We start from the raw sequence: 26722 nt of genomic DNA on the forward strand, positions 1-26722 counted from the left end.
CCATGGCCAAGCGGAAATGGAGTGACCTGTCCCCGACGCAGCAGAAGGTGACCGCCGTCGCAGGCGTCCTCGAAGTGGTGGCGACCACGGCGATGCTGGTCGACCTCGCGCGACGTCCGGCGTCGACGGTTCGCGGCTCGAAGGCGCTGTGGCGGACGCTGTCGGTGGTGCAGCCGGTCGGCCCGCTCGCCTACTTCGCGTTCGGCCGGCTTCCCTCGTAAGTCAGGGGGCGCCAGCGGCTTCCGCGTGCGTCAGAACGCGGCTCCCGGATTGAGGATCGCGTCGGGGTCCAGCGCGTGCTTGATCCGCCGGTTGAGTTCCATTGCCTCCGGCCCGATCTGGCCCGCCAGCCACGGCCGTTTCAGCCGCCCGACGCCGTGCTCGCCAGTGATCGTGCCCCCGAGGCCGACGGCCAGGTCCATGATCTCGCCGAACGCCTTCTCAGCCCGTTCCGCCATGGCCGCGTCGGCCGGGTCGAACACGATCAACGGGTGGGTGTTGCCGTCCCCGGCGTGCGCGATCACCGAGATCAGCACGTCGCGGTCGGCGGCGATCTTCTCGATGCCCGCGCACAGATCGGCGAGCCTGGGCACCGGCACGCCGACGTCTTCGAGCAGCAGCGAACCCTTGGCCTCGACCGCGGGGATCGCGAACCGCCGGGCTGCGACGAACGCCTCCCCCTCGACGGGGTCGTTGGTCGAGAACACCTCCGCGGCACCGGCTTCGGTGAACACCTGCGCCATGAACGCGGCGTCCTCGGCACCGGAGGCGCCGCGGTCGTCGGACGCGGCAACCATGATCGCAGCGGCGTTGCGATCCAGCCCCATCTTCAGCTTGTCCTCGACGGCGTTGACCGCCACGGAGTCCATGAACTCCAGCATCGACGGCCGGACCTTGGAGGTCACGGCGACCACAGCTTCTGAGGCGGCCTGCACCGAGTCGAACGTCGCCACCACCGTGCACGGCGGGGATTGCGGCGGCAGCAACCGCAACGTCGCCTCCGTGATGACCCCGAGGGTGCCCTCGCTGCCGACGAACAGTTTCGTCAGCGACAGTCCCGCGACGTCCTTGAGGCGCGGCCCGCCGAGCCGGACCACGGTGCCGTCGGCCAGTACCACCTGCAGGCCGAGCACGTAGTCGGTGGTCACGCCGTACTTCACGCAGCACAGCCCGCCTGCGTTGGTGGCGATGTTGCCGCCGATGCTGCAGATCTCATACGACGACGGGTCCGGTGGGTACCAGAGCCCGTGTTCGGCGACGGCCTTCTTCACCTCGGCGTTGAGCAGGCCGGGCTGCACGACCGCGGTGCGGGTGACCGGGTCGACGGTGATGTCGCGCATCTTCTCCGTCGACAGCACGATGGCGCCGTCGAGAGCCGTTGCGCCACCGGATAATCCGGTTCCCATACCTCGCGGCACCACCGCGACCTTGTGCGCCGACGCCCAGCGCAGCACCGCCTGCACCTCCTCGGTGCGGGTGGGCCGCACGACGGCGGCCGCGGTGCCGGCTCGCGGATCGGCCGCCCGGTCCTGCCGGTAGGCGGCCACGATGTCGGGGTCGGTGACGACCACACCGTCGGGCAGCTCGGCGATCAGATCGTTCAGCGCGTCCATCACCCCGACGCCATGGCCGCTCATGCCGGCACCATCCACGACAGCACGGGCGAGGCTTGCAGCGCCGACAATGCGCAGAGCAGGACGAGGAAGCCGAGACTCCACAGGACCACCCGGCGGAAGATGTCGCCCTCCTTCCCGTCGAGGCCGACCGCCGCGGCGGCGATCGCGAGGTTCTGCGGCGAGATCATCTTGCCCAGCACTCCGCCGGAACTGTTGGACGCGGCCATCAGCACCTCGGACAGGCCGGCCTGGTTCGCGGCGGTGACCTGAAGCGCACCGAACAGCGAGTTGGCCGACGTGTCGGAACCGGTGACCGCCACCCCGAGCCAGCCCAAGATGGGTGACAGCAACGCAAAGGCCGCTCCTGCGGCCGCCATGAACGTGCCCAGGGTGATCGTCTGGCCGGACAGGTTCATCACGAAGGCCAGTGCCAGCACCGTCATCACGGTCACGATGGCCCAGCGCAGTTGGTGCAGCGTCACCCCGTACGCCTTGACCGCCCGCGGGACCGACAGGCGCAGCGCGACCATCGTGAGCACACCGGCGAGCAGCATCTGTGTGCCGGGAGTGGTCAGCAGGTTCAGCGTGAACTTCGTCAGCGTGGACGGATCTCCGTCGGCGTCGACCACATTGAGGCCGGGCCAGTTACCGGCGAACGTCGCCTGGTCGAGCAGGCTCTTGATCGCGGGGATCTGGCAGAGGACGAAGACGCCGATGATGATTCCATAGGGCGCGTAGGCCTTGACGACGTCGGCGCGGGAATCCTCGACCCGGTCGTCTCGAGCGGGATGGTCCCCGGCGCCGCGGCTGCCCCCTCGCGGAGGCGGTCCGTCGGCGGTGCGTAGGCCACCCCCGGGCGCGTCCGCGCCGCCGGCCTCACCTGAACCACCGTCTCCCCCCGCACGGACGGCGACCGGAGCGGGTTCGGCGGGTTCGGTGTACGCGTTGGCGGGGTGCCACACCCGCACCAGCGCGACAACTGCCGCCGCCGACAGCAGCGAGGCCACGACGTCGGCCAACGGGACCGACAGGAAGTTCGACGTGGCGTACTGCGCGAGGGCGAACACCAGGCCGCACACCAGCGCCGCCGGCCAGGTGGCGCGCATGCCGCGGCGGCCGTCGACGATCGCCACCAGCGCGAGCGGCACCAACAGCGCCAGGATCGGCGTCTGGCGGCCGACCATCGCGCCGAGGGTGTCGGCATCCAACTCGGTGACCTTGCCCAGCGTGATGATCGGGGTGGCCATCGCGCCGAACGCCACCGGCGCGGTGTTGGCGACCAGCGCCAGCACGGCCGCCTTCAGCGGACGGAAGCCCAGGGCCATCAGCATCACCGAGGTGACCGCCACGGGGGTGCCGAACCCGGCAAGGGCCTCGATCAGGGCGCCGAACGAGAACGCGATGATGATGGCCTGGATGCGCTGATCGTCGCTGACCGAGCTGAAGGAACGCCGCAGCACATCGAAATGACCTGTCTCGACGGTCATCTGGTAGACCCAGATGGCGTTGATCACGATCCACAGGATCGGGAAGAACCCGAAGGCGGCTCCCTCGGTGGCAGCCAGCACGGTCTGCCCGACGGGCATCCCGTAGATCAGCACCGCGACCGCGATGCTGACGGCCAGCGAGATGAGCGACGCCTTCCAGGCGGTCATCTTCAATGCGCCGAGCAGCACGAAGAGCAGGAGGAGCGGGACGGCGGCCACCGCTGCACTCCAGGCGAGCGAACCGGCGACGGGATCGAGAACTTGCTGGTACACGGCCTACCCTCACTGTGGCGTGGATCACAACAAGCGTCGGTTACCACAAGGTGCGCCGAGGTAAACGCCATGCCAGGCAGCATGGACCCGCCGGTGTTTGCCGGCTGACGCGGGCGGGCGGTCCGGGCAGGGGACGTCAGGAATGCTGCTCGATGTAGTCGGCGGCGTCCTTGTCGCGGCCGCTGATGCCCTGGCCTGCCTGGTGTTCGGCATAGAAGCGCAGCCACTGCATGCCCAGCTCGTGGCGCAGTTCCAGGGACGCACTCTTGATGAAGTCGGGCATCGCCTCGCGCTCTTCCTCGTCGAGGTGCTCGCCGTTCTCCTTGCGCGCGGCGATCACGGCCTCGAACCATTCGTCGGTGCCGGGCTCGTGCTGGCGGGATCGGCGGACCGCGTCACGAATCGCGTTGTGGTCGGTGATGGCGTCTTCGGTCTCGTCCTCGGGATCACCTTCGGGGTTTCCGGGGTCGTCCTTGCCGCCGTGCTTGAGCAGCGCCGGATAGAACACCGTCTCCTCCGCGTCGGCATGGGTGTCGAGCCGCTTGCCGAGCACGTCCCAGATTGCGGCGAGCTCCTCCGGGGTGGTGGCGTCGTCCAGGCGGAAGAACATCCGGCGCAGCCAGTCGTGGTCGGCATAGATCAGCTCGATGATGTCCGCCATGGGTGAGACCTGATTCCTTTGAGTCGGGACGTGCGTCATCGATCCCCTCGATGCAGTGCAGGGGTTCCCAGCAACGCGTTGCTCAATCAGCGCGGTGCGACCGCCCGCTGGAGGCAGGGGGCGCGGGGACGACAGGGCCGGCCCCGGACAGCTCGGGGCCGGTCCCTGTCGGGCGTGCGGGCTACCGGTGGCTGACGGAGCTTCGGCCTCCGACCCGGAGCCAGATCACGAGCACGAGGACGGCGCCGATGATCGAGCCGATGATGCCGGAGGGCTGGAGGAATCCCTGCGAGGCGTCTTTGTGGAAGATCAGGTACCCGAGGAATCCGCCGACGAAGGAGCCGACGATTCCGAGGACGATGGTCATCAGGATCGACAGGTTCTGCTTGCCGGGAACGAGGAGGCGAGCGAGAGCGCCGGCGATCAGTCCGATGACGATGATGCTGACGATGAGTCCGATCATGGCTGCGTGCCTTTCTGGTGCAGCGCCGGGTGGCGCTGGATCGGGATTGGTCGGGCGGCTGCTCGACACTGATGTCAGTCCAACACCCCTAAGGGGGGTGGCGGTACACCCCTAGGTAGGTAGCCTGGGGACCATGGCATCGCCGCCGAACACTCCGATCACGGTGGCGCTGGTCGACGACTACGACGTCGTGCTGATGGGCGTGGCGAACATGTTCGACAGATACCGCGATCGGGTCGTCGTCGCGGAGATCGACTCGAACATGAGCCTCGACGACAGCGTCGACATCGTCCTCTACGACTCCTTCGCCCAGCCCGAATCCGATCACGACGAGATCGCGGCGTTGGTCGCGAATCCGCGGGCTCACCGGGTTGTGGTCTATACGTGGAATTTTCACCCCGAACTCATCGAAAGCGCCCGCCAAAAGGGGGCCGACGGTTATCTGTCGAAGACGCTGCCCGCGCGGGAGTTGGTCGCCGCGCTGGAGGCGGTCCATGCCGGCGAGACAGTGTTCAGTGACATCCCGCCGCGGGGACGCAGCGCTGTCGGCCTCGACTGGCCGGGCCGCGGCGAGGGATTGAGCGACAGGGAATCGGAGATCCTGGCGCTCATCACACAGGGCAAGAGCAACGCCGAGGTCGCCAAGCTGACCTACCTCAGCCCGAACACCATCAAGTCCTACATCCGCACGATCTACCGCAAGATCGACGTGGCCAGCCGGACCCAGGCCGTGCTCTGGGGTGTCGAGCACGGGTTCACCCCCGATCACCACCGCATCGAGCACTGGAAGGGCGGGCCCTGAGCCGACCGCTGTGCTGCTGAACACATTGGGATGCAACCCTTCTCAGCCTGCCGAGAGAGGAATCACTCGAACCGGTCACATGTACAGGGGTGGGTCGCCGTCAGGGTGGGTACACCCCAGCCCATGGCAGACAGCAAACCCCGCAACGGTTCGGAGGACCCCAATCCCGTCGTCGTCTTCGCTCCCCTACCCGTTCTCACCGTGACGGTCGAGGACCGGTCAGGGGCGGACGACATTCACGTGCACGCCGGCGGTCAGGGTGTCTGGCAGTCCCGCATGTTGTCCTCCCTCGGTGTGCCGGTCGTGCTGTGCTCGGCGCTCGGCGGGGAGACCGGCGACGTGCTCGGGCACCTGCTGCCGATGAACAACGTCACCGTGCGCGCCGTGCCGGTCAGCGCGCGCAACGGCTCGTACGTGCACGACCGCCGCACGGGGAGCCGAGAGGTCGTCGCCGAGGCCGAGGGCAGCCCGCTGGACCGCCACGAACTCGACGCCCTCTACGAGCTCACCCTCACCGAGGGACTCATCCACGGCTGGGCACTCCTGTCCGGTCCGCAGGAGGACACCGTGGTGCCTGCGGACCTCTACCGGCGACTGTCCACCGACCTGGGTGCCAACGGCTGCAAGGTGGCCGCCGACCTCTCCGGCGAGCGACTCGAAGCGGTGCTCGCAGGCAAGCCGGATCTGATCAAGGTCAGCCACGAAGAACTGCTCAACGACGGCCGCGCGAAGTCCGACGACGCCGGGGATCTGGTCAAGGCCATGCATTCCATGCGGGACGAAGGCGCGGGCACTGTCGTGGTGTCGCGTGCCGGTGCCGCACCGGCCCTGGCGCTTCTGGAGGACGACGACGTCGTCGAAATCTGCATGCCCGCACTGGAGCCGGCCGATTCGGCGGGCGCCGGGGACTCCATGACCGCAGGCATCGTCTCCGCGCTGGCAAGTGGTCGCCCGCTGCACACCGCCTTGCAGATCGGCGCCGCCTGCGGGGCGCTCAACGTGGTACGGCACGGGCTGGGCACCGGCGGTGCCCGGGCCGTCGAGACGCTCGCCGAGCGGGTGGAGCTGCATCCATGGAAGAAGTGACCGCGGAGACGGAGGAGGGCGGCGGGTGCCCCGTGCACTGGTGACCAACGACGACGGGATCGACTCCCCCGGTCTGCACGCACTGGCCTCTGCGGCACTGGAGGCGGGTTTGGACGTGATCGTCGCCGCCCCGGCCGAGCAGGCCAGCGGCGCGAGCGCGGCGCTGAGCGCAGTCCGCCGGGATGGCCGCACGGTCGTCGAGGAGCGACAGATACCCGGTCTCGACATCGAGGCGTGGGCGGTCCACGCGCAGCCGGGACACATCGTCGCCGCCGCGCTCAACGGTTGGTTCGATCCCCGACCGGACGTTGTGCTGTCCGGAATCAACCACGGCGCCAACGTCGGTCGGGCCGTTCTGCACTCTGGCACCGTCGGTGCGGCCCTCACCGCGAAGATCAGCGACACCCGCGCGCTGGCCGTGTCGCTCGACGTCGCTCTGCGCCCCACCGGGGAGCGGTACTGGGGAACAGCCGCCGGCCTGCTGGCGCCGGTGCTGGAGCTGCTCCTCGACGCACCCGACGGCACCGTGCTCTCCCTCAACGTCCCGGACCGGCCCGCGGCGGAGGTGGGCCCGCTCCGACATGCGCGGCTGGCCCGCGGTGGAGCGGTGCAGACACGGGTCGAGGAGGTCCGCGACGGCGGTGTGCGCCTGACCGAGGTCGAGGTGTCGGACGAGCCGGAGCCGGACACCGACAGCGCGCTGCTGGACGCCGGGCACCCGACACTGACGGAGCTGCGATCGGTGGAGGCGCACGACGGCGACCTCGTGCGTCAGTGGCTGGCCGCGCAGGGAGGTTCCGAGTAGCGAGTCGGGTAGTAGATCTGACCAGTGTCTGCTGCGAGATGCGTCGAAACGTGTGTCTGGCCAGCTAGTTTCGGTCGGCGTGACGGTCGGCGTCATTGATGAGCGCGAGTAGGTTATCGGTGAGTTCTTCGGGAGTGGTCTGCCACTTGTCGGTGTGCAGAAGGCCACTCATCTCCAGGCCTACGGCGCCATGCACGCCAGTCAGGAGTATGGCGGCGTAGCGCTCAGCACGATCATTGCCGGCGACGTCGGCGACGATGGCCAGGAACTCGTCGCACATGCGTTGCGCGGCGCGGACCACTGCGGTCGGGTCCCCTGCTGGGGGGCTGAACATCAGCCGGTATAGGTGGGGCTGTTGCCGGCTGACCGTGATGACGTGGATCAGCGCCGCGCGCAACTTGCCTTCATGTGAAAGCCCAACCTCGGTCTGCACCTCATGCATGTAGTCACCGAGGCGCTGCCAGCCCTCCGCAGCCACCGCAGTCAGCAGACCCTCCTTGTCTGCGAAGTGTCGATACGGCGCCCCCCGACTCACCCCCGCGCGGGCGCCGACCTCGCGCAACGTCACCGCGTCGAGACCTCCGCCGTCCAGCAGCAGGGCAGCTTGGTCGAGCAGGGCGCGTCGGGTGGCGGCCGCTGATTCCTCGCGACTCATAGTCCGACCATCGTAGTTGACACTGTCATCTGACTCCGCAAGACTCACGAGATGACGGTGTCAACTGAGAATGAGCTGGTGATGGTCACCGGTGCCTCTACCGGTATCGGAGCGGCCACCGCCCGCGAGATGGCCCGGCGGGGGTTCCATGTTCTCGCCGGTGTTCGGCGAGAACGCGACGCCGACGCCATCCGGGCGTCGAATGTCGAGCCGTTGATTCTGGATATCACCGATTCCGATCAGATCCGAGCGCTTGCCGGTCGGGTATCGGAGGACCCGCGGGGCCGGCGACTGCGGGCGTTGGTGAACAACGCCGCGGTGCAGGCCAACGTTCCGGTCGAGGTCTTCGGGATCGAGCAGTGGCGAGAGATGTTCGAGGTCAACCTGTTCGGCCACGTCGCGGTGATCCAGGCGCTCCTGCCCACGCTGATCGACAGCGGGGGCCGCGTGGTCAACATCAGTTCGGTGGGAGGCAAGGTCGCGATGGCCACCTATGGTCCGTACGCGGGCACGAAGTTCGCGCTCGAAGCGATGAGCGACGCGCTGCGACGCGAGGTGGCCCCCCACGGGGTCCAGGTGATCGTGGTCGAACCCGGCGCTGTGCGTACGGAGATGCTCGGCAGAGCCATCGCCAGCGCCCACGATCTGCTCGCCGCGATGACACCGCAGCAGCGCCGCCGATACGGCGCCCTGGTGCACGCGGTCAACGCTCAGGCGGAAGCGTCGACCAAATCGGGACTACCCGCCGAGGTTGCGGCCACGGTGATCGCCAAGGCCATCACCGCACGCAGGCCACGCACGCGCTACACCGTCGGCCGGGAAGCCGCACTGCTCCCGGTGATGCCTCTACTGCCCGACCGTCTTCTCGACCGCATCTTCGCCGCCGCGCTTCGGCCCCACTTGCCGAAGGACAACGCCCAGCTCGACTCCGCTCCCACTCGCCGGTGAGTCCGCAGCCGTCCGACCTCTACGACTCGTCAGGCATTCGGTCGTCGACGGCGCCCGGGCACGCGAGCTTCAGGGCGTGGCCGGTGGAAATCGAATCTTGCATTCCCCCCATGTAATTCCGATCCGGAAATCCGTTCGGTGGACTGCTCGGGCTTCCGCGGCTGACCCGTTCGAGATTGTCGGCGAGTGTCATCGCCGTGGACCGCAATACCGGATCCTCGATCGCCTCGGCTTCCCCTCGGATCGCCGTGGCTGCCGCGGCGGTATCGGAGACCAGGTCGGTGTCGTCCGCATCGCCCAGGCCGCTCTGAATTGCGGGCAGCACACGCATCCAGTGCCGCATCGCCTGGTCCACGTGCAGACAGTCGCCGCTGGGGTGCGGAGCCTCTGTGCGGTAATCCCATACGACCATCGGGATGCTGATGACAAGGAAGACGGGCAGCCCGATGAGAAGGGTGAATTTGGCCTTCGACCACTCCCCGATTGCCATCGACGAAGCCTATGGCAATCGGCACGGGGTGAGGCCCACCAAATGCACGTGCCTGAGGTCCGGGCACCCGACACTGACGGAACTGCGATCGGGCGGCTAGCGGTCCTGAGCATTCGTCATCGATCGTCTGCGTGCTGCGGATCGACGATCGCCATCAGTGCCGCAGCGAAGGGCGCGGAGTCCACGTCGCCACGCACGGCCAACTGCTGGCTGTATCCGACGCAGAGCGCCACAAAAGCCTCGGCGATACGGGCGGTGTCCGTCGGGTTCCTTTCAGGCAGAAGGGCGGCAACGGTGTCCCGCAGGACGGCGAGTTGCTGCTGCACGACGGCCGCGACGGTGGGAGAGACGGCGGCTTCGGCGTATATCTGAGCGACGAGGCGAGCGTGACCGTCGTCGCGCGCCGTCGCACGGAGGTCTTCGAGAAATTCGCCGATGGCGGTGGCGGTGAGCTCGTGCGGGAGTACTTCGCTCGTCGTGTCCTCGCAGATCGCAACGACGATGTCGTCCTTGCTGGCGAAGTACCGGTAGATCGCACCGTTGGACAGGCCGGACTCGGCGACGATGTCGGCCAGGGATGTCCCGGCGAAGCCCTGGCGGGCGAATCGCCTCCGCGCAGCATCCACTATCTGCCGGCGGCGTGCATCGAGGTAGGACTGATCAACCTTGGGCATAAAAAAGAGTGACCCCTCGTTTTATGGGTAACGTCGGGAGCATATCCCGTACCGCCATCCTCGAGGAGTCTTTGATGCGCTATACGACTTTTGGACGGCGCACCGGACTGCGAGTCTCCGAGTGCGCGCTGGGCACAGGAAGTTTCGGCACCTCCGACCCCAGTGCCGGTCGGGAGGTCTCGGGGGAGATCTTCGATGCCTTCGTCAGCGCGGGCGGCACCACCTTCGACTCGTCCGACATCTACCAGGCCGGACAGGCAGAAAGCGTTCTCGGTGAACTCCTCGGTCCCGACCGGGACGACTTCGTCGTGATCACCAAGTACAGCGGGACCACGCAGAAGGACCACCGCCCGGGAACGACCGGCAACAACCGAAAGACGATGATCCGGTCACTGGAGGCAAGCCTGACACGCCTCAAGACCGACTACGTGGACGTCTTCATGCCGCATTTTCCCGACGGCGTCACTCCCATGGAGGAAATCCTGACCGGACTCGACCACTTGATCCAGTCCGGCAAGGTCCTGCACTGCGGGTTCTCCAACTTCCCGGCCTGGCGCATCGCCGGCGCCGCCGTGCAAGCAGACCTGCGCGGATTCGCTTCGCCCATCGGGATTGAGACCGAGTACAGCCTGGCCGAACGTTCCGCCGACCGCGAACTCCTGCCGATGGCCGAAGCCCACGGCCTCGGGGTGCTGGTGTATTCACCGCTGGCCGGCGGGCTGCTCACCGGAAAGTACCGGCGGGGGAAGACGGGACGATTGAGCCGTGACAGCAACGCCGCCGCGGAAACCGCACATCAAAAGGCTGTGGTCGACGAGGTGCTGGCGATCGCGTGTGAGACGGACACCACCGCAGTCCAGGTGTCCTTGGCCTGGCTTCGGCACCGCGCCGCGCTGACCCCGACGGCCTTGATCCCTGTCGTCGGCCCGCGATCGTCGGACCACCTCCGGGCGTACCTGAAGGCCTTCGAGCACGACTACGACGCAGAGCACTACCAGCGCCTGGATCGTGTCAGCACAATCGAATTGGGTGCTCCGTACGAGGATGTCGCGGCCGCCCTACGCAACGGCTACGACGGCGACCGCGACCTTCTGGGCTCGCCACCACTCCCGCTGGTCTGATCCGCCTGTCCCCGAACTCTTTCCGATAGCAGTGCCCGTCAGGCGACCCGGCTGACGTGTGCGGCGGACTCGCCGATGGTCGCCGACGCGTCCTCACCGATCATGGTGCGCAACAACTGTGCGTGCTCGCGCTGCCCGCGCTGATCCGCGCGTGCCATACCTCCCGGCAGTCCGAGGGCGGTCGCACTCCGCGCGAGGTTCACCGGTAGCCGCAGCAACGGATACCACGGAAGGGCGTACGACGGCAGGCCCAGCTTCTCCACCGTGCGTCGCCCCAGGAACGCACTGGTGATCGACAGGTGCTGGGCGCGGGCGAGCCGGCGCCGCAGGCCGGGCAGGTTGTCGTAGTGCCACGCCAGCGGGTCCTCGACCATGGGGGCCGCGAGCTGCTTGCTGGATTCGTCCGGCGCGGCCAGTGCCGACAGCGTGTGCGACAGCACCCGGACGCTGTCCCGGAAACTCCTTGGCAGCCACTGGTCTTCGACGCCGATCAGAAAGCCGACGTACCGGGTCAGGTGGGCGACGGCACGGAACTCCGACGGGGCCAGCACGACGCCCATGGCGATCGAGCCCACCGCCGGTGCGACGAGCGCGCCGACCAGCGTCGCGGCCATGTCGGTCTGGTTGACCGGTACGCCCCATTCGTCGGCGCGCCAGTCCGGCATCGCCGCCACGTGCCGACGGACGAACGCGTGGATCAGCCGGACCCGAATGGTCGAGCGGTAGCCCACGCCGAGGGGTTCCAGACCGCCTTCGGCGATGACATCCATCGCCCACTGCATGGTTTCGGCGAACCGCTTGTTGGAACCCTTCTCCAGCGCACCGGTACGCAGCAACGTCTTGTTGAAACCGGAGAACTGGTAGCCGCCCAGCAACGAGACATCGCGGGCGATGTACATGCCGTCGGCCCCGCCGCGCCGCAACGCGCGCTGCCCTGTGCGCAGCAGGTCCGGGTCCACCCAGTCCGGTGGCGTCTCCACGCTGTCGAAGAACTCACGAAGGGGCGCTGGTGCGTCCGGCACAGTGGCGATACCGCCGTTGAGTGCCTGCTCGAACAACGGCCGCGTCTGGTCGGTGCCGGTGGCTGCCATCCACTCGACCAGGCGATCCATCGGCTCGTCGCCGACGGTGAGCCGTTCGCCGAGGATCTGCCACTGGTGCGGGTTCGGGTCGCGGATCGCCATGGCCGTCGCGAGGGCCCGGATGCCGACCGGGATCGGCCGCGGACGGTCAGGGTGGCGCGTCGGAATCAACACACTCACGCGGCTCCTCCTCGAGCTCATTCTGACAACACATGTAGTCAGAAATGCTAGGGGTGGGCTGCGGCGGTGTCAACGACGCACCGCAGGCCGTCAGGCCGCGACGGCTTCGATGATGCCGAGGGGACCGGCCTGACTGACGGCAGTGCGGCGCAGTCCAGCCGCTACGAAGAGCGCGTCGAACTCGGCGAGGTCTCGCTCACGGCCGCCGGTCATGACGAGCATGTTCATATCCATCAGCGGAGCAAGTCCCGGATCGCCGACCTCACCGACGAGGTGGTCGATGATGACGATGCGACCCTCGCCACGCAACGCCGCGCGGCAGTTCTTGAGAATCTGCACGCAGCTGTCGTCCGCCCAGTCGTGCAGGACGTACTTGAGCAGGTACAGGTCCGCCGACGGCACGGACTCGAAGAAGTCGCCGCCATGTGCGGTGAAGCGGTCCCCCAGCCCGTCGTTGCGTGCAGCTTCTTCGGCGTCGGGCACCACATTCGGCAGATCGAAGACGCCGCCACGCAAGTCGGGATTGGCGCGCATCATGGCCCGGACGACTTCCCCGTTCGCACCGCCGATGTCCAGGGCGCAGTCAACACCGCTGGTGTCGACCACCTTCGCGATCTCGATCGCGGCCGCGGCGCTCAGGTTCGACATGGCCTCGGTGAAAGCGACCGCCTGGTCCGGGTGAACCGCGAGATAGTCGAACACGGTCTCGAACCCCTCCAGCGCGGACTTGATCTGCCGGTCCCCGGTGCGGACCGCGTCCGGAAAGTGCCCCCAGGGCAACCAGTGGCCTGGCGCACTCATCGCAAGCACCATGCCACGCAGAGAGTGCGGGGCGTCGCTACGCAGCGTCTCCAACAGCGAGGTGGTCGCAAAGTGGACACCGTCATCGGAGGTCACGAGGCCGAGCGAGGCAAGGGTCCGCAGCAGTCGGTGCGTTGCGCTGGGATCGAGGAGTTCGGCTTCGGCGATCGCATCAGGCGTGTCGACACCGGCGGCCAGATGACCGGGAAGGTTGAAAACCGCTGCGGAACGCACAATCTGGCTCACCCAGTACCCGGTCAGCATGCCCATCATGCGGTGATGGTCCTCGAGCGAGGGGGCGGGGCTGGTAGTCGTCACGGTAGACCTTTCGTCTCGCGCCCACCGGTCAGGTCGGGGGCGTACCTGCCCAGGGTGGCGAGCCCGTGTGCGTCCAACCAGGTTGAGCTCTTCCTAGTCCCAGCCCGGCCACCTTCGGATCGCGTTCCTCGCTGCGCTCGGGCGGCCCGGCGCCGTCAAGAAACTCTTCGCTCAGATCCGAAGTCATGCAGTGTCTGAACCTCTTGCCGGCGTTCTGCAGTTCCCGGAACGTCAGCGGCGCCGATAGGGCCGGAAGAACTCACGTAGCTCCTCCGCGTAGAGCTGCGGTTGCTCGAAGGGGGCGAAATGCCCGCCCTGGGCGGGTTCGGTGATGTAGACGGCGTTACTCACCCGGTGCAGCCAGGCATGCGGCGGTCGGACGATGTCACCGGCGAACAAGGAATAGCCCGAGGGCACTTCGATGCGCCGCATCAGTTGCGCGGCACTGATCTCAGCATTCGCCCGATACATCCGCATCGAGGAGCCGATCGTCGAAGTCATCCGGTAGATCGTCACGTTGGTGAGGATTTCGTCTCTGGTGAAGGCGCTTTCGACATCGCCGCCACAGTCGCTCCAGGCCCGCAGCTTCTCCACGATCCATGCGGCGAGGCCGGCGAGTCGTTGAGGGCGGTAGCCGCCGTCTGCGGCTTGGTGCGGTGCATAGCGGCGTACGCGCCTTCCTCGGCTCCCCACTTCGCCGCGCCCGCTATCCACCGACGCTCGTCCGGTGTCAGATCGATCGAGGACGGATCAATGGGCGGCAGGCCCGCGTCCATGCGATGTACCGCAAGAACGCGATTCGGGAAGTTCAGGGCGAGAAATCGGCTCACGTTGCTGCCGATATCGCCGCCGACTGCGCCGAACCGATCGAAGCCCAAGATGTCCATGAGACGGGCCCACAGTTCGGCCACCTGCACGGCGTTCAGCGGGCGCTCTGGCCGTTGAGAGAAGCCGAAACCGGGGAGATCGGGGACCACGACGTCGAATGCATCGGCAGGATCACCGCCGTGGCGTCCGGGATCTGTCAGCAACGGAACAACTTTGGAGTAGCGCCAGAATGAATCCGGCCAGCCGTGGGTCAGTATCAACGGAAGCGGGTCGGGCGTTCCGTCGGCCGCTCTGGCGTGGACAAAGTGAATGTCGAGTCCATCGATCGGCACGGAGAAGCGGGGCAACGTTTCGAGCGCCTGTTCCTGCTCCGACCACTGGAAGTCATGCGCCCAGTAGTCGACCAGCTCGCGCAGGTACTGCGTGTCTGCGCCGAAGGTCCAGTCAGCATGGTCGGGTGCGTCGGGCCATCGTGTGGCCGCAAGACGGTGACGAAGGTCTTCGACCTGCTCGTCGCTGGCTTGCCACGTGAAGGGCGCGGGCGTATCGGGCATCCCGGTTGCGCTCTCACTAGCGGTCATCGCCCCTCCCGGCTCGATGGTGGCCGCACTGCCGCGCGTCGGGGCAGGCCGCCTACACCAGGCTTACGCTCCTCACCGCAGCACGCAAGTCGGACTCCCGCTCACCCGCCTAGCGTGCGCACCAACACGTCCGGCGTGAACTCCGCACGGTCCACCCACGGGAACGCGTGCAGGTGCGATTTCGTGAACGGCAGGGTCTCGATGTCCGACGCGGCCGCACCCGGAGTGTCCGCCAGGTAGATCTCACCGGCGAACGGCTCGTATCCGGCGCGGAACGACGTGTTGGCTTTCACCACCACGAGGTCGTACATCTTCTGATCGATTCCGAAGGCGCGGTACAGCTGCGGGTCGCCGTTGCCGGAAATGGTGTGACACACCAGGACGTCGACCTCGCCGACGCGTAACACCGCCGTACGCCCGAGCTCGATGTGCTTGCCCGCGCTGCCCTGCCCCTCGACGTCGAAGCCGCCGTCGTGCAGCGACCGGACGCGCCCCTCGACCGTCACCGGAACCGCTCGGGGGTCCACGGTGCCGCCCAGTGTAAACGTCTGTGTGGCACCGACACCGGCGGTGAACGCCGCTTCCACCGCCGCTGGATCGGCGATGATCGTGGCCGCCCGCAGCCCCGGGAAGGAGCTGGCGAGGACACCCAGCACGGCCGCGCTGTCGCCGGGGGCGCCGGCGTTGGACGAGTCGGCCGAGTCGACGAGGATGACCGGCTTGCACGACTCGGGCGAGGCCGCGCGTGCGGCGATCTCTTCGATCGAGTGCAGGTCCGCCTTGAGGTCACGGCGCATCGCGTACAACCGGGTCGCCAGCTCAGCGGCGGCCGCCTCGGCGCGCTCCCGGGACTTCGAGTAGACGACGACCGCGGAACTGGGGCGCTCCACGTCCAGCCACGGCTGAATCTGGTAGACGCTGAAGTCTTCGAGCGTACCGTCGGCCACCAGGGTGTGCGCGTGCGAGATCAAGTCGCCGAACGGTCCCACGCCCGTCGTGTAGGCCGCGGCCGGAACCATCATGGGGATCGCCACGTAGCCGCCGTACAGCGATGCTCCGTGGTACAGGTCCAGCAGCAGCGAGGCGGCCCTGGCACCGGTCTCGACCAGATCCACATGTGGGTAAGTCTGATAACCGCAGAGGACGTCGACCTGCTCGATGAGATCCTGTGTGACAAAGGCATGAAGATCTGTCGACACCCCGATGAGGCAGCTCGGGCCGACCCGTTCCCGCACCCGGCGCAGCACATCGGACTCGACGTCATCCGAGACCGTCGACTGTAACGCCCCGTGGAACGAGATCAGGACGGCGTCCAGACTGCCCGCCGCGTCGAGGGCCGAATCGAGCTGAGTCAGGTATTCCTCCACGACCTCAGGGGTTACCGGCCCTCCGCTCTGGGCGTAGAAGCCGGGACCGAAGGCCATCTCCAGATCCGGCCCCACCGACTGCTCCAGCACAGCCATCATTCCGCCGAGCGCGGTGTGCCCACCGGCGTGTTTGGCGGGGAGCTCCGCCGCCGTCAGCGTCCAGCCGTTTGCGCGCCAGAAATCCAGGTCGGAAGTCACGGGAGAGAAACTGTTGCTCTCCTGGCGGAATTCGGTCAACAGCACGCGCATGGTGTCACGGTCCTTCTGTGTGGTTGAGCTCAGCGAAGAGCGCTCTCAATGCGGGAAAGATCTTCAGGTAAAGCTGGTACATCCGGTCGTATTCGGGCGCGTTCGACGGATCGGGCCGGAACCTGCGCGCTTCGATCGGGTCCGGAAACGGCACGGGTTCGGCAGCACCCGCAATCGCGGACTCGGCGCAGATGTGGGCACCGCGCGTTCCGGCGTGGCGCGCGCCGTTCGGGACCACGACGTCTCGCTGCAGGACATCTGCGAGCATCTGCATCAGCACCTCGTTGAGCGCCCCACCACCGACCGCGACGACCTCTGTCAACCCGAGGCCGTGCCGACTGGACAGCTCTTCGACGTGCCGGCGGTGGGTGTAACAGATGCTCTCCATCACCGCGCGCACCATGTGGCGGCGGTCATGGCTCGCGGTGAGGTTGAGGAACACTCCTTTGGCACTCTTCGCAAGAGGGGCGAGCTCGCCGGCCAGCCAATGGGTCGCCAGCAGATTGTCCGATCCCGCGGGGATCTCGGCGACCTGTCGGTTGATCTCCGCGTAGTAGGCAGGCGTGCCTGCCGGTGCCAGATCCTTGAACACCTGGTCGGTGATCCAGTTGTAGGCGCGCATGCCTGTCTGCAGGGGAAACACTGCGCCACCGACGGAGTCGTCGAAGGTGAATGTCAGCGGCGCGTCCAGACTCTGGCCGTCGTGTGTGACCACGGTGAGCCACGACGACGTCCCGAAATAGATGTGCGCGGCATTCTTGGAGAATCCGGTGGTGCCGAGCGTGACGGCGGGAAGATCGCCGAATCCGTTGACGACCCGGGTTCCGGAAGTCAGGCCCAGATGGGACGCGCCCGCCTCCGTCAGCTCACCGATCACGTCCGTACACGGCCGTACGGGTGCGAATTTCTCTGTGTCAGCGCCGAATCCGAAGTCCCGGGCCAGCCGTTCACCGAAAGCGGTCAGTGGACGTTCCGGGTGCCGGAAGAAGTCGTCGCTGGGGTCGGTCACGACCTCTCCGGTGGCACGCCACTTGAAGTAGGTCGGCAGTCCCATGAGCCAGGACGCCTGCTGCCAGACGTTCGGGCGGTGCGTTCGCAGCCACAACAACCGGGGCCAGTAGGACTGCCCGCCAATCGATTCGAGGCCGTAGTGGTGCGACACCGCGGCCCCTTCCGCCGATGCACGCCCGTCCAGCCAGATGATGCCGTCGCACAGCACGTCACCGTCGGCCGAGACCGGGATCACCGCTTTCCACGGCGCCACGATGACGACGGCGTCGACCTCAGCGGGCGATATCGCACTGCTCGCCACTGCCTCCCGGCATGCCTCGCCGGCAAGATCCCACAGTTCGGCCGGGTCCTGTTCCGCCCATGTCGGGAACGGCTGCCGGATGGCGTACTCGCGGTCCGCTTCGCCCAGCACACCCCGGTTGGTGTCGGTGACAGCCACTTTGAGCGAGGAGGTGCCGAAATCGAGCGACACTGCCGTTGTCATCGGTGCCGCCTTTTCACCGGAGGTCCCGCATCATGACGAACGTTTGATCAGCGCCCGCATGCGTCCGCGCTTGAGACCGAACTCCTCCAGGCCGGCGGCTATCAGCAGCACCGCGCCGGTGGCCAGCTTCTGGCCGCTCGTGCTGACGTTGAGCAGCAGCAGTCCGTTCTGCAACACGCCGAGGAAGGCGACGCCCAGCACGACCCCGAACATGGTTCCGCGTCCGCCGTTGAAGGCGATACCGCCGAGGAGCACGGCAGTCAGGACCTGGAGCTCGAGGCCGTCGCCGAGGGTGGTCGGCGGTGCCGAATCGAGCCGGGCGGCGAGAAGGACTCCCCCGAGCCCAGCGGCAGCGCCCACGGCGACAAAGGTCATGAACGACAACCGCCGTGTGTTGATGCCCGACAGGAAGGTGGCTTCGGTGTTCACACCCAGCCCGTAGACGTGCCGGCCCGAGGCGCTGAAATGCAAGAAGACGATTCCCGCGGCCAGAACGAGCAGGGCGATGCCGACCAGGACGGGGATCCCGAACAAGGTGCCCCGGCCGAGGAACGCCATGCCGCCCCCGAAACCGGACGGGGGCTGGGTCGTGATGCGCTCAGCGATACCGCGGACCACCTGCAGCATGCCGAGTGTCACCACGATGGGCGAGAGGTTGAGTACCGAGATCATCGCGCCGTTGGCCGCGCCGACGAGCGCCCCCACGACGATGCCGAGGAGCGCCGCTGTCAGCCAGTCGGTTCCGCCGGTGATCAGTACGCCCGTCACCACGCCCGAAAGGCCGAGCGTCGAGCCGACGGACAGATCGACCTTCCCGGTGATCACCACGAGCGCGAAGGGCACGGAAATGATCAACAGGATCGCGCTCGACAAAGCGATGTTGATGATGTTGCCGTAGGTGAGGAACCGGGGCGCGGCCAAGGAGAAGAAGATCACCATGGCGATGAAGCCCGCGAAGAGCACGTAGCGGATCACGCGCTGCACCAGGTCACCCCGCAGGGCGCCTACTGCCGATGTCTTGGTCAGCGTGGGGGTGTCATTACTCATTGTCTGCTCCTTGGGCGGTCACGCCCACGAACTGGTGCGCGGCCAGCATCATGTTCTGCTCGGACATTTCCTGACCGGCAAGCTCTCTTTCGATCCGCCCGTCATCCATCACCAGCACACGGTCGCAGAGCTGGAGGATCTCGTCCGGCTCGGATGACGCCACGAGACATCCGCAGTCGTGCTTTTTCATGAGATCCCTGATGTAGTCGTAGATTCGCGCCCGGGCACCGATGTCCACGCCCTGGGTGGGCTCGTCGAGTATCAGGAGCCGAATCGGCGCGGATCCCAATCCGGTCCGACCGACCACGATCTTCTGCTGATTTCCGCCGGAGAACTCTTCGGCTGTCATCCGCGGGTCCGGCGGTTGGAGAGCCAGTTCCTCGGCAATCTGCTGGAATTCGCGCCGCTCCGCCGCAGGTCTGCGGATCCCGAGCTTCGAGAGTCGCTTGTACCTCGGCATGAGCACGTTCTCCCGGGCTGTCAGTGTCGACCAAAGTCCTTGGGTCGCCCGGTCCGACGCGACGAATCTGATCCCCCGCTTGAACGCGTGCTCCGGCGACTTCGGTCGATAGGCGCTGCCGTCGAGCTCGATACGACCGGACATGGCTCCGGCGCCGTAGCTTCCGATCACGCTCTCCAAGAGGGAGGTTCGCCCGGATCCGACTGCGCCGAACAGCCCGACGATTTCGCCCACGCCGACGTTGAAGCTCACCGGGCCGAATCGGGGGCCGGCGCCGTCGGTGACGGAGACCGCCGTGCGCTCGAACGTTTGCGCCTGCCCCGCGCGGGCAGCGAGCGGTTGGCCGGATCCCGCCGAGATGGCTTCCAGGATGTCCGACGCGGCCAGGTCCTCGGTCCGGCCGCTGAGCGCGACCACACCGGAGTTGATCACGGTGACGCGATCAGCGATGCGGAACACCTCCGCCATGCGATGCGTGGTGTAGATGATCGCCACGCCGCTGTCGCGCAGTGATTTGACCTTCTCGAAGAGGATTTCGGTCTCTCTCGCCGAGATCGCCGCGGTCGGCTCGTCGAGGATCAGCACCTTGATCGACGTCCTGTTCCAGGCCTTCGCGATCTCGATCTGTTGCCGCACCCCGATGGACAGGTCTCCGACGATCGTGCCGGGAGTGGCGTTGATGCCATGCTGCGCCAACAACTCCCGTGCGATCCGATTCTGCTTCGCGCGATTGATGATCCCGAAGGTCGTCAACTCGTCGCCGAAGAACATGTTGTCGACCACGCTGATCGTGTCGATCAGGCTGAGGTGCTGATGAATCGTGACGATTCCCGCGTCGAAAGCCTTCGACGGCGTGAGATCTTCGAGAGCTTCGCCGTCAAGCTCGGCGGTGCCACTTGTGATGGCGGTGGCACCGCCGATGCACTTGATCAGAGTCGATTTGCCGGCCCCGTTCGGTCCGAGCAAAGCGTGGACCTCTCCCGCACGGACCTCGAAGTCCACTCCTTTCAGGACAGGATTTGCGGAGTACGACTTGTGGATGTTCGTCAGAGACAGGGCCATCGGGGGGCGACTCTCAGTTGTATGCGGCCAGGAATTCGGCGACCTGATCCGGATCAGCGGAAGTCAGGACCGAGAAGTCCAGGGGGCCGTACTCCGGCTCGATGCCTTCCGCGACGTCGACGATGGTGTTCGCCACGGTGGACGTGAGGTCACCGAAGTTCACGGCCGAGGACGCCCGGAAGATGCCGTCCTGCTGGAGAAGCCGAAGAGCGGACGGGGAACCGTCCTGGCCACCGATGTAGACGTTCGGGTCGTTCGGGGCGAAGCCGGCGTTGATGAACGCCTGGCGTGCACCGATGGCGACATCGTCGTTGTAGGCGAGGACCATGTTCAGATCGGGATGGGCTTGCAGCACTGTGGAGGTGACCGACTCTCCAGAGGCGGTGTCGACCGCTCGCTGATGGCTCACGATCTCGACATTGCTCGCGGCACCGGGGAACTCCGCCATGAGTGCGTCGTCGCGCTCCTTGCCCGCGGTGATGTCGCGGTCGTGGAGCACCAGCGCCTTGAGTGGACCGCCGTGTGCCCTCGCCCACTCGCGTGCGTTGATGCCGAGCTCGGCGCCACTGCGATCCCAGGCGAACTGCACCGCAGCATCCTGGTTCTTCAGATTCGTTCCGTAACTGACGAAGCCGACGCAGTTGTCCAGAGCGCGACGTCCGATCGGCTCGATGGCCGAAGGTTCGAGGGCGTAGGTCCCGACCGCTGAGAGCCCCTGCGCGACCCACGCCTCGAGGTCACTGACCTGTTGCTGCAGGTCGCCGTCGTTGGTGGTGGTGACGGTGCGGTATCCGCGCTCCGTGGCGATCTGACTGACTTTTTCGTTGAAGGGCTTGTAGATCTCAAGACTGGACAGCGGCCAGTCCCAGCCGATGACCTTCTCTTCCGACGGCGTGCAGTCGCTGCTACCGCCGACCTCGGAGACGATATCGCCGCCGCAGCCTGCCAACGCCGAGCTCACGGTCGCTACGCACAGCACCCCCAGAAACTTTTTTGCCCTTCGCATCGCTGCCCTTCCGAATCGCTTGATGGGACTCTCACCGGGCCTTCGGGTTGCTGAACACATCCGGCTTCCCGGCACGCATCCCGCGACCAGAGATGGGCGTCACGCCGACCTCGTGAGACAGGACACAGTGTGCAACAACAGTCTCTTTCGGTCAAGATCGTTCATTAACGGGACGTTACAGTCAGGAAAAGCCTCGCTGCGCTGGACTTGCTCCTGCTGCGCGCGTCGTTCTGGCGCCTGTTCTTGCCCGTACTTGACAGATAAATCCGCACGCTTTGATACTGGAGCCCGTGCCTTCTGCCTGTGGAAAGGAGGACTACATGCTTGCTGCGACGCGGCGGGAGAGAATTGTCGAGCTCGTGTCCGCCCGTCGGTCGATCTCCAGTGATGAACTAGCTGAGGCGCTCGGCGTTTCGGTCGAGACGGTGCGACGCGACCTGAGAACTCTTGACGAGACCCGGCAGCTTCAGCGAGTCCGCGGCGGGGCGATTCACGCCGAGGTCCGGACGAGCAACAAAGAGCCTTCGTTCACTGACCGCACGATTCTCGCCGCTGATGCCAAGAATGCGATCGGCGAGTCGGCTGCGCAGTTGCTTGTCGGCGCCAACACGGTTTTCGTCGACATCGGCACGACCGCAATCGCCGTGGCGCGCGCGATGCTCGGATCTTTCACCGGCACGGTGATCACCCCGTCGATGTGGGTCGCCGAGGTGCTCAGCTCCGGATCCGACATCGACGTATTCATGCCGGGCGGCAAGGTCCGCGGCGGCGACATGTCGATCTCAGGTTCCACCGCACGGGCGTTCCTGCGCGACGTCAATCCTGACGTCGCCTTCCTCGGCACCGGCGGCATCGACATCGGCGCAGGCCTCACCGACTTCGAACTTCAGGAAGTCGACATCAAACGGACTGTGCTGCAGAACAGTCAGCGCAGCTACGCATTGGCGGATTCGAGCAAGTTCATGACCCGAGCACCCTTCAAAGTGTGCGACCTCAGCGAGCTGACCGGGATCATCACCGATCCGGATCTGCCCTCCGACACTCTCGACTCCTTCGTCGCCGGCGGTGTCGAGATCTTGACCGGTCTCTGACTCTCGCCTGCAGCCAGGGCGATCCGCGTGCAGCGCCACCGTTTCACACCGTCGGTGCCGGGTAGACAACCACAATCCGACAATGGAGGTCATGATGACGGGACCCGAACGGGACGAGAGCTTGCCGGAGAAGCTGCGCGAAGCGGCCGATGAGAGTGGCGCCGAGCCGGGCGCCGACGATTCCGGGGTGCCACCGGACAGCACTGGATACGCCACGCCGCCGTTGGACTCACCCGACTCGTCCTAGCCTCGAGGTCTGGAGGAACTCAGCGTCGCACGTTGTTGGTTGCGGTACCTCGGGCCGGGCACGAGGCGCTGCACCAAGGCTCATTCGATTGGCGCAGCACGTCGTGGGGACCCCCGGGATGGACGGAATTAAAGCGGGGACGGCGCCCGCTGAGCTACGTCTGGTACCGCAACGTCGCTGACGGCGATGACCTGTGCGAATTGACCATCGATATGAGGGATTTCGAGAACCCGGTGTCGCTTCACCCGGGTGCGGTGCAGCAGCGCTTCATCGACGAGATGCGCGTCGCTGCGGCCGAGCTGCTGGCCCCCGCAGTCGCCGAAGTCGTCGGCGTCGCGACCGAGCAGCCCTTCCTGCAGGTCGTATCCGCGCTCTATAACCACCTGCAGGCGCACGACGGACAGCTCGAGCTCGGGGGCCGGCTCCTGGAGAGGGCAGCCGCCATGGGCGCGCGATCACAGGTCACCAACACCTGGACTCCCGGCGATCCCGACCTGCTACCCGGTCTCTACGGCCCGGGCAGGTAATTCACGGCGTAGACGGTCTGGGTACCCGGTAAGCCCTTGAGCTCCAGATCATCTGGCCCGGTGAAGCTGATGTCGTCGGGGTCGCCGACTGATTCCCGCACCGCATCGGTGACGAGGATCTGAGCGCCGTCGGCGAGGTCGGCCACCCGTGACGCGATGACGACGTCGAGGCCGAAGAGGTCCTCTCCGCGCCGCACCGATGTGCCGACATGCGCACCCATCCGCACCCGGATGCCGTCCCAGCGGTCGAGGTTTTGGCGCAGCGCCCGCTGCACGGCCACACAGCAGCGGACCGCGTCGACCGGCTCGGCGAACGCGACCATGAACCCGTCGCCCTGGGTTTTCACCACGTGGCCGTGGTGGTCGTCCACGCAGTTCCCGATCAGCGTGTTGTGCCGCTCCAGCAGCTGCACCCACTCCCGGTCGCCCAGAGCCGCATTGCGTTCGGTGGAGCCTTCGATGTCGGAGAACATCAGAACGACCCGTCCGTCCGCGGAGACGACGCGCGCGAGGTCGGGTCGTTCGATCCGCGCCCAGCCCGCCAGATCGTCGATCGAGCTGCGCACCGAACCGCCGAGGGTCTTGCGGACGATCGCATCCGCGGTCTGCACGGTGTGCATCACCGTCTTGACCGCCAGCGGCGCCACCCCGATCGGCTTCCGCGTGCGGCGGGGTTTCTCGTCTCTGCGACGCTCGCGCTCCAGCGCGCGGCGCGTCGACGCCAACGACCGCCGCGACACGATCAGCACCACACCGAGCGCGATCAGCCCGGCCGCCTCGAGCAGGACCACGATCGACAGCGCCACGGTCATGTCGCGATTATGGCGGGTGGTCGCGACCGACCGCGCAGGGCGTCATCGGTAACGCCGAGCAACAGTCCATGGCCGCCCGAAATCCTCGTTGAACGACTCGGGGTCGAACGGGCTGTCGCCTCCGGCAGCGAAACTCGTCAGCTCGCCGAACACGATGCGCCCGGCGATGTCGTACAGATCGACGCGAACGAAATCGGTGTCGCCGCCGAGCCGTCCGGCAAGGTCGATCATCTCCCTCATGCAAGCGGGCTTGACGGGTCGGGGATCGGCCCACGGCGCTCCGCCGCTGAGCAGCAGGTGCTCCCAGTCCGGCCGGAAGAAGTCCTGTGTGCGCAGGCCGAACCGTCCGGAGACGACCTGGATGAACGCACATCGCCCGTGGAACACGAAGAACTTGTAATCATCGGGAACCCCGCCGTCGGGGCCGGTGAGCATCTCCTCGACGATGATGCGCCGTTGGATTCGCCCGTACACCCATTCCCGGTTCGGCCCCTGGCCGTAAAGCTGCGCGACCCAACCCTGCGCGATACTGATGATGTCCTCGCGAGGTGCGGATTCAGGACGAACGTGCCGGTACTCCCAACTCCGGGGCACGGTGGGCAGGCGCGCGTCCTTGGGTGCATGGCCGGAAACGATGATGGCTGCGCCGCTGCCGTGGGTCGGCTTCACCACGTAGGAGTCGGGCAGGCGCACCTCGCGCAATGCGGCGGGGTCATCGAGGATCGCATACACCCGCGGAAGGTACTGTGCACCAATCACCGTGGTGACATAGTCACGTACTGCCGCCTTGTCGGCGAAGGTCACCACCAGCGGGCGGTGATCGCGCAGCATCTTGTAGCGGACCTTCTCGCGGAACGTGCGTGGTCTCCGCGTACGCCAGAGGCGCTCCCGACGCACGAGTGGGCTCCGCTCGCGCCACCGGACGCCCTCGCGGCGCGAGGCCCAACGGGATGCGATCACAAACTCAGGCTGCGGGCCCCGGCTCGGCAGAACGTCGTGATGGGTCAGCGATACCGCCTAGCTGTACCGAGTCACGACATTGGTGCAGTCAGCGGCGGAAGCGTGTCGTCTCGGCGAGCGGCGCCCGCGGAACCCGCAGCGAGTTGACCGGCGCGGACTCCTCGGCGTAGCCGAACGAGATGCCCACCAACAGCTTTCGTCCGTGCACGCCCAGTTGGCTGCGCACGGTGTCGGCGTAGAAGCTCAGCAGCGCCTGCGGGCACGACGCGATACCGTACGCGGCCATCGCGAGCATCAACGTCTGCGCGTACATGCCCATGTCGGCCGCGATGCGCGCCTCGGTCTCGGCCGGGGCGAAGAGCAGGGCCACATGCGGCGCCCCGTAGAACCGCAGGCTCTTGGTGTTGTAGCCCTCCAGCAGGTCGGTCTCGTCGCGGGCTATACCCAGCGTTCCGTAGAGCTGTGCGCCGAACTCCGCGCGGCGGGCCGCCAGGGCTCCCTGGAACAGACCTTCCCGGTACGGGAAGTCGACGGTCCTCTCCCCGGCCACGTGGGCCGCGACCAGCGCGTCGGCGAGGCGTTCCTTGGCCCCGCCACTGACGACTTCGACCTGCCAGGGCTGGGTGTTGGAGTTCGACGGTGCCTGCCCGGCCAGCTCGAAGACGGTGCGCAGGGTCTCGGCCGGACCTCGTCCGGACGGAAGGCGCGGGTCGCGCGTCGGTTACGGATGACGTGATCGATGGATTCGGCCGAGTCGGTCGCGGACGTCATGAAGCACCCCTATCAAGTACATGACTGCGTTTACTTCGTCGAAGGTACCGGTTCAGGGGCAGGATGTAAACGGCAGCGTATAGTTGCGGTCATGAGTAGCCCACGGGGTCGCGGCGGCAGGGAACGCATCCTGGCCGCCGCCACCACGTTGTTCGAGGCGCAGGGCATCACCGCGACCACCATGGAGCAGATCGCCGCTGCCGCACCGGTTTCCAAGCGCACTCTGTACGCGCACTTCCCGGCCAAAGAGGATCTCGTCGTCGCGTATCTGCGGCATCTGTCCGACGCCGGACTCACGATGGAGAGCATGCTCGACCGTGACGATCTGCCCGCGCGTGACCGGGTCATGGCGCTCTTCCGGGTACCTCGGTTCGACGGGCCGGTGCGCGGGTGCCCGTTCACCTCGGCCGCCACCGAATTCCCCGACCCCCAGAGTCCGCCCCACGCCTATACCCGAGAACGTAAGCAGCAGTTCACCTCTCGCATCACCGAATTGCTCACCGAGCTCGGCGCACGCGAACCCGACCGGCTGGCCGAACAACTGTCGATCCTCGCCGACGGTGTCGCGGGTCGGGCGATGGTGTTCGACGATCCCGGTCGAGGCGACTTCGCGCGGGCAGCGGCCGAAACGCTGCTCGACGCCGCGCTGCAGTAGGCCGCCGACCGACAGCGACCGCCCGTCCCGACGTCGTGTCGGTCCGCCGTCGTAGCGAACGGCGGGAGTCGCTGGTCTTCCAGGCGATTCAGACGTGCAAGC

Annotated in this window: 29 protein-coding genes; 10 read left to right on the forward strand and 19 right to left on the reverse strand. The window is 66.7% G+C overall.

Features of this window, described 5'->3' with window-relative positions; translation table 11 throughout:
- The first annotated feature begins 2 nt into the window (after positions 1-2).
- Positions 3-221 carry a PLD nuclease N-terminal domain-containing protein gene (locus C6A87_RS28675; protein WP_311115329.1) on the forward strand — a complete coding sequence of 73 codons (219 nt, stop codon included), beginning with the start codon at positions 3-5 and terminating at the stop codon, positions 219-221.
- A 30-nt stretch (positions 222-251) separates the two neighbouring features.
- Here the strand turns inward: C6A87_RS28675 and C6A87_RS28680 are convergent, their stop codons facing one another.
- The 4 genes from C6A87_RS28680 to C6A87_RS28695 all read right to left on the reverse strand — a co-directional run bounded on the left by C6A87_RS28680 (position 252) and on the right by C6A87_RS28695 (position 4500).
- On the reverse strand, positions 252-1613 hold the full coding sequence (locus C6A87_RS28680; RefSeq protein WP_311118122.1) for an FAD-linked oxidase C-terminal domain-containing protein: 1362 nt from the start codon (positions 1611-1613) through the stop codon (positions 252-254).
- 20 nt (positions 1614-1633) lie between these two features.
- Entirely contained in the window at positions 1634-3376 is a 1743-nt protein-coding gene (locus C6A87_RS28685; protein ID WP_311115330.1) for an L-lactate permease, read from the reverse strand.
- 136 nt (positions 3377-3512) lie between these two features.
- Positions 3513-4037 (reverse strand): hemerythrin domain-containing protein, encoded by a 525-nt coding sequence (locus tag C6A87_RS28690; RefSeq protein ID WP_311115331.1) that lies wholly within the window; start codon positions 4035-4037, stop codon positions 3513-3515.
- A 181-nt stretch (positions 4038-4218) separates the two neighbouring features.
- A complete protein-coding gene (locus tag C6A87_RS28695; RefSeq protein WP_311115332.1) occupies positions 4219-4500 on the reverse strand; it encodes a GlsB/YeaQ/YmgE family stress response membrane protein in 282 nt (93 codons plus the stop codon).
- Positions 4501-4633: 133 nt separating this feature from the next.
- Between C6A87_RS28695 and C6A87_RS28700 the strand changes: the two genes are divergently transcribed.
- From C6A87_RS28700 to surE, 3 genes are all read left to right on the forward strand, one after another.
- Positions 4634-5302, forward strand: a complete 669-nt coding sequence (locus C6A87_RS28700; protein WP_311115333.1) for a response regulator transcription factor — start codon at positions 4634-4636, stop codon at positions 5300-5302.
- A 123-nt stretch (positions 5303-5425) separates the two neighbouring features.
- A complete protein-coding gene (locus C6A87_RS28705; protein ID WP_311115334.1) occupies positions 5426-6388 on the forward strand; it encodes a PfkB family carbohydrate kinase in 963 nt (320 codons plus the stop codon).
- 25 nt (positions 6389-6413) lie between these two features.
- On the forward strand, positions 6414-7193 hold the full coding sequence (gene surE, locus C6A87_RS28710; RefSeq protein WP_311115335.1) for a 5'/3'-nucleotidase SurE: 780 nt from the start codon (positions 6414-6416) through the stop codon (positions 7191-7193).
- A 64-nt stretch (positions 7194-7257) separates the two neighbouring features.
- On the opposite strand, the gene C6A87_RS28715 is transcribed toward surE, so the two are convergent.
- Positions 7258-7848 carry a TetR/AcrR family transcriptional regulator gene (locus C6A87_RS28715; RefSeq protein ID WP_311115336.1) on the reverse strand — a complete coding sequence of 197 codons (591 nt, stop codon included), beginning with the start codon at positions 7846-7848 and terminating at the stop codon, positions 7258-7260.
- A gap of 51 nt (positions 7849-7899) precedes the next feature.
- Between C6A87_RS28715 and C6A87_RS28720 the strand changes: the two genes are divergently transcribed.
- Positions 7900-8796, forward strand: a complete 897-nt coding sequence (locus C6A87_RS28720) for an SDR family oxidoreductase (protein WP_311115337.1) — start codon at positions 7900-7902, stop codon at positions 8794-8796.
- Between the two features lie 19 nt (positions 8797-8815).
- On the opposite strand, the gene C6A87_RS28725 is transcribed toward C6A87_RS28720, so the two are convergent.
- Together C6A87_RS28725 and C6A87_RS28730 are read right to left on the reverse strand one after the other, a co-directional pair.
- Entirely contained in the window at positions 8816-9286 is a 471-nt protein-coding gene (locus C6A87_RS28725; RefSeq protein WP_311115338.1) for a hypothetical protein, read from the reverse strand.
- Positions 9287-9402: 116 nt separating this feature from the next.
- Complete coding sequence (locus C6A87_RS28730; RefSeq protein WP_311115339.1) at positions 9403-9960, reverse strand: helix-turn-helix domain-containing protein; 558 nt, start codon at positions 9958-9960, stop codon at positions 9403-9405.
- Between the two features lie 23 nt (positions 9961-9983).
- Here C6A87_RS28730 and C6A87_RS28735 point away from each other — a divergent pair, with 23 nt between their 5' ends.
- Positions 9984-11081 (forward strand): aldo/keto reductase, encoded by a 1098-nt coding sequence (locus C6A87_RS28735; RefSeq protein WP_311115340.1) that lies wholly within the window; start codon positions 9984-9986, stop codon positions 11079-11081.
- Between the two features lie 38 nt (positions 11082-11119).
- Here C6A87_RS28735 and C6A87_RS28740 read toward each other — a convergent pair whose 3' ends face one another.
- The 9 genes from C6A87_RS28740 to C6A87_RS28780 all read right to left on the reverse strand — a co-directional run bounded on the left by C6A87_RS28740 (position 11120) and on the right by C6A87_RS28780 (position 21632).
- Positions 11120-12343: an oxygenase MpaB family protein gene (locus tag C6A87_RS28740; RefSeq protein ID WP_311115341.1), complete on the reverse strand. Its 1224-nt coding sequence runs from the start codon at positions 12341-12343 to the stop codon at positions 11120-11122.
- A 90-nt stretch (positions 12344-12433) separates the two neighbouring features.
- Positions 12434-13417, reverse strand: a complete 984-nt coding sequence (locus tag C6A87_RS28745; protein WP_311115342.1) for a methyltransferase — start codon at positions 13415-13417, stop codon at positions 12434-12436.
- Between the two features lie 276 nt (positions 13418-13693).
- Positions 13694-13978, reverse strand: a complete 285-nt coding sequence (locus tag C6A87_RS28750) for a hypothetical protein (protein ID WP_311115343.1) — start codon at positions 13976-13978, stop codon at positions 13694-13696.
- On the reverse strand, positions 13975-14871 hold the full coding sequence (locus C6A87_RS28755; RefSeq protein ID WP_311115344.1) for an epoxide hydrolase: 897 nt from the start codon (positions 14869-14871) through the stop codon (positions 13975-13977). The genes C6A87_RS28750 and C6A87_RS28755 overlap by 4 nt, the downstream gene beginning before the upstream one ends.
- A 101-nt stretch (positions 14872-14972) precedes the next feature.
- A complete protein-coding gene (locus C6A87_RS28760; RefSeq protein WP_396836952.1) occupies positions 14973-16436 on the reverse strand; it encodes a M81 family metallopeptidase in 1464 nt (487 codons plus the stop codon).
- A gap of 55 nt (positions 16437-16491) precedes the next feature.
- Positions 16492-17982 (reverse strand): FGGY family carbohydrate kinase, encoded by a 1491-nt coding sequence (locus tag C6A87_RS28765; protein ID WP_311115346.1) that lies wholly within the window; start codon positions 17980-17982, stop codon positions 16492-16494.
- A 30-nt stretch (positions 17983-18012) separates the two neighbouring features.
- Positions 18013-18966 carry an ABC transporter permease gene (locus C6A87_RS28770; protein ID WP_311115347.1) on the reverse strand — a complete coding sequence of 318 codons (954 nt, stop codon included), beginning with the start codon at positions 18964-18966 and terminating at the stop codon, positions 18013-18015.
- Positions 18967-19021: 55 nt separating this feature from the next.
- Positions 19022-20551 (reverse strand): sugar ABC transporter ATP-binding protein, encoded by a 1530-nt coding sequence (locus C6A87_RS28775; RefSeq protein ID WP_311115348.1) that lies wholly within the window; start codon positions 20549-20551, stop codon positions 19022-19024.
- Between the two features lie 13 nt (positions 20552-20564).
- Positions 20565-21632, reverse strand: coding sequence for a substrate-binding domain-containing protein (locus C6A87_RS28780; RefSeq protein ID WP_311115349.1), 1068 nt, complete (start codon positions 21630-21632; stop codon positions 20565-20567).
- Positions 21633-21877: 245 nt separating this feature from the next.
- Here C6A87_RS28780 and C6A87_RS28785 point away from each other — a divergent pair, with 245 nt between their 5' ends.
- The 3 genes from C6A87_RS28785 to C6A87_RS28795 all read left to right on the forward strand — a co-directional run bounded on the left by C6A87_RS28785 (position 21878) and on the right by C6A87_RS28795 (position 23422).
- A complete protein-coding gene (locus tag C6A87_RS28785) occupies positions 21878-22648 on the forward strand; it encodes a DeoR/GlpR family DNA-binding transcription regulator (RefSeq protein ID WP_311115350.1) in 771 nt (256 codons plus the stop codon).
- Between the two features lie 94 nt (positions 22649-22742).
- The gene (locus C6A87_RS28790; protein ID WP_311115351.1) at positions 22743-22895 is read left to right on the forward strand and encodes a hypothetical protein; all 153 of its coding nucleotides are present in this window, start codon (positions 22743-22745) and stop codon (positions 22893-22895) included.
- 35 nt (positions 22896-22930) lie between these two features.
- A complete protein-coding gene (locus C6A87_RS28795; RefSeq protein ID WP_396837136.1) occupies positions 22931-23422 on the forward strand; it encodes a hypothetical protein in 492 nt (163 codons plus the stop codon).
- Here C6A87_RS28795 and C6A87_RS28800 read toward each other — a convergent pair.
- From C6A87_RS28800 to C6A87_RS28810, 3 genes are all read right to left on the reverse strand, one after another.
- Positions 23404-24234, reverse strand: coding sequence for an adenylate/guanylate cyclase domain-containing protein (locus C6A87_RS28800; RefSeq protein ID WP_311115353.1), 831 nt, complete (start codon positions 24232-24234; stop codon positions 23404-23406). The two genes, C6A87_RS28795 and C6A87_RS28800, sit on opposite strands and share 19 nt — an antisense overlap.
- A 42-nt stretch (positions 24235-24276) precedes the next feature.
- Positions 24277-25041, reverse strand: a complete 765-nt coding sequence (locus C6A87_RS28805; RefSeq protein ID WP_396836953.1) for an ATP-grasp fold amidoligase family protein — start codon at positions 25039-25041, stop codon at positions 24277-24279.
- 241 nt (positions 25042-25282) lie between these two features.
- Complete coding sequence (locus C6A87_RS28810; protein WP_311118123.1) at positions 25283-25867, reverse strand: nitroreductase; 585 nt, start codon at positions 25865-25867, stop codon at positions 25283-25285.
- A gap of 189 nt (positions 25868-26056) precedes the next feature.
- Here C6A87_RS28810 and C6A87_RS28815 point away from each other — a divergent pair, with 189 nt between their 5' ends.
- Complete coding sequence (locus C6A87_RS28815) at positions 26057-26620, forward strand: TetR family transcriptional regulator (RefSeq protein ID WP_311115355.1); 564 nt, start codon at positions 26057-26059, stop codon at positions 26618-26620.
- Positions 26621-26722: the final 102 nt, after the last annotated feature.

The organism is Mycobacterium sp. ITM-2016-00317 (assembly GCF_002968295.1).
In the GTDB taxonomy this organism is placed as follows: Bacteria; Actinomycetota; Actinomycetes; order Mycobacteriales; family Mycobacteriaceae; genus Mycobacterium.

Bases quoted from the DNA above. Each gene is read 5' to 3' on its own strand.
- C6A87_RS28785 (WP_311115350.1), top strand. From the start codon at position 21,878: ATGCTTGCTGCGACGCGGCGGGAGAGAATTGTCGAGCTCGTGTCCGCC.
- C6A87_RS28735 (WP_311115340.1), top strand. From the start codon at position 9,984: ATGGGTAACGTCGGGAGCATATCCCGTACCGCCATCCTCGAGGAGTCT.
- C6A87_RS28705 (WP_311115334.1), top strand. From the start codon at position 5,426: ATGGCAGACAGCAAACCCCGCAACGGTTCGGAGGACCCCAATCCCGTC.
- C6A87_RS28745 (WP_311115342.1), bottom strand. From the start codon at position 13,417: ATGATGGGCATGCTGACCGGGTACTGGGTGAGCCAGATTGTGCGTTCC.
- C6A87_RS28690 (WP_311115331.1), bottom strand. From the start codon at position 4,037: ATGGCGGACATCATCGAGCTGATCTATGCCGACCACGACTGGCTGCGC.
- C6A87_RS28715 (WP_311115336.1), bottom strand. From the start codon at position 7,848: ATGAGTCGCGAGGAATCAGCGGCCGCCACCCGACGCGCCCTGCTCGAC.
- C6A87_RS28675 (WP_311115329.1), top strand. From the start codon at position 3: ATGGCCAAGCGGAAATGGAGTGACCTGTCCCCGACGCAGCAGAAGGTG.
- C6A87_RS28775 (WP_311115348.1), bottom strand. From the start codon at position 20,551: ATGGCCCTGTCTCTGACGAACATCCACAAGTCGTACTCCGCAAATCCT.
- C6A87_RS28680 (WP_311118122.1), bottom strand. From the start codon at position 1,613: ATGGACGCGCTGAACGATCTGATCGCCGAGCTGCCCGACGGTGTGGTC.
- C6A87_RS28815 (WP_311115355.1), top strand. From the start codon at position 26,057: ATGAGTAGCCCACGGGGTCGCGGCGGCAGGGAACGCATCCTGGCCGCC.
- C6A87_RS28730 (WP_311115339.1), bottom strand. From the start codon at position 9,960: ATGCCCAAGGTTGATCAGTCCTACCTCGATGCACGCCGCCGGCAGATA.
- C6A87_RS28695 (WP_311115332.1), bottom strand. From the start codon at position 4,500: ATGATCGGACTCATCGTCAGCATCATCGTCATCGGACTGATCGCCGGC.
- C6A87_RS28755 (WP_311115344.1), bottom strand. From the start codon at position 14,871: ATGACCGCTAGTGAGAGCGCAACCGGGATGCCCGATACGCCCGCGCCC.
- C6A87_RS28700 (WP_311115333.1), top strand. From the start codon at position 4,634: ATGGCATCGCCGCCGAACACTCCGATCACGGTGGCGCTGGTCGACGAC.
- C6A87_RS28790 (WP_311115351.1), top strand. From the start codon at position 22,743: ATGACGGGACCCGAACGGGACGAGAGCTTGCCGGAGAAGCTGCGCGAA.
- C6A87_RS28765 (WP_311115346.1), bottom strand. From the start codon at position 17,982: ATGACAACGGCAGTGTCGCTCGATTTCGGCACCTCCTCGCTCAAAGTG.
- C6A87_RS28725 (WP_311115338.1), bottom strand. From the start codon at position 9,286: ATGGCAATCGGGGAGTGGTCGAAGGCCAAATTCACCCTTCTCATCGGG.
- C6A87_RS28720 (WP_311115337.1), top strand. From the start codon at position 7,900: ATGACGGTGTCAACTGAGAATGAGCTGGTGATGGTCACCGGTGCCTCT.
- C6A87_RS28800 (WP_311115353.1), bottom strand. From the start codon at position 24,234: ATGACCGTGGCGCTGTCGATCGTGGTCCTGCTCGAGGCGGCCGGGCTG.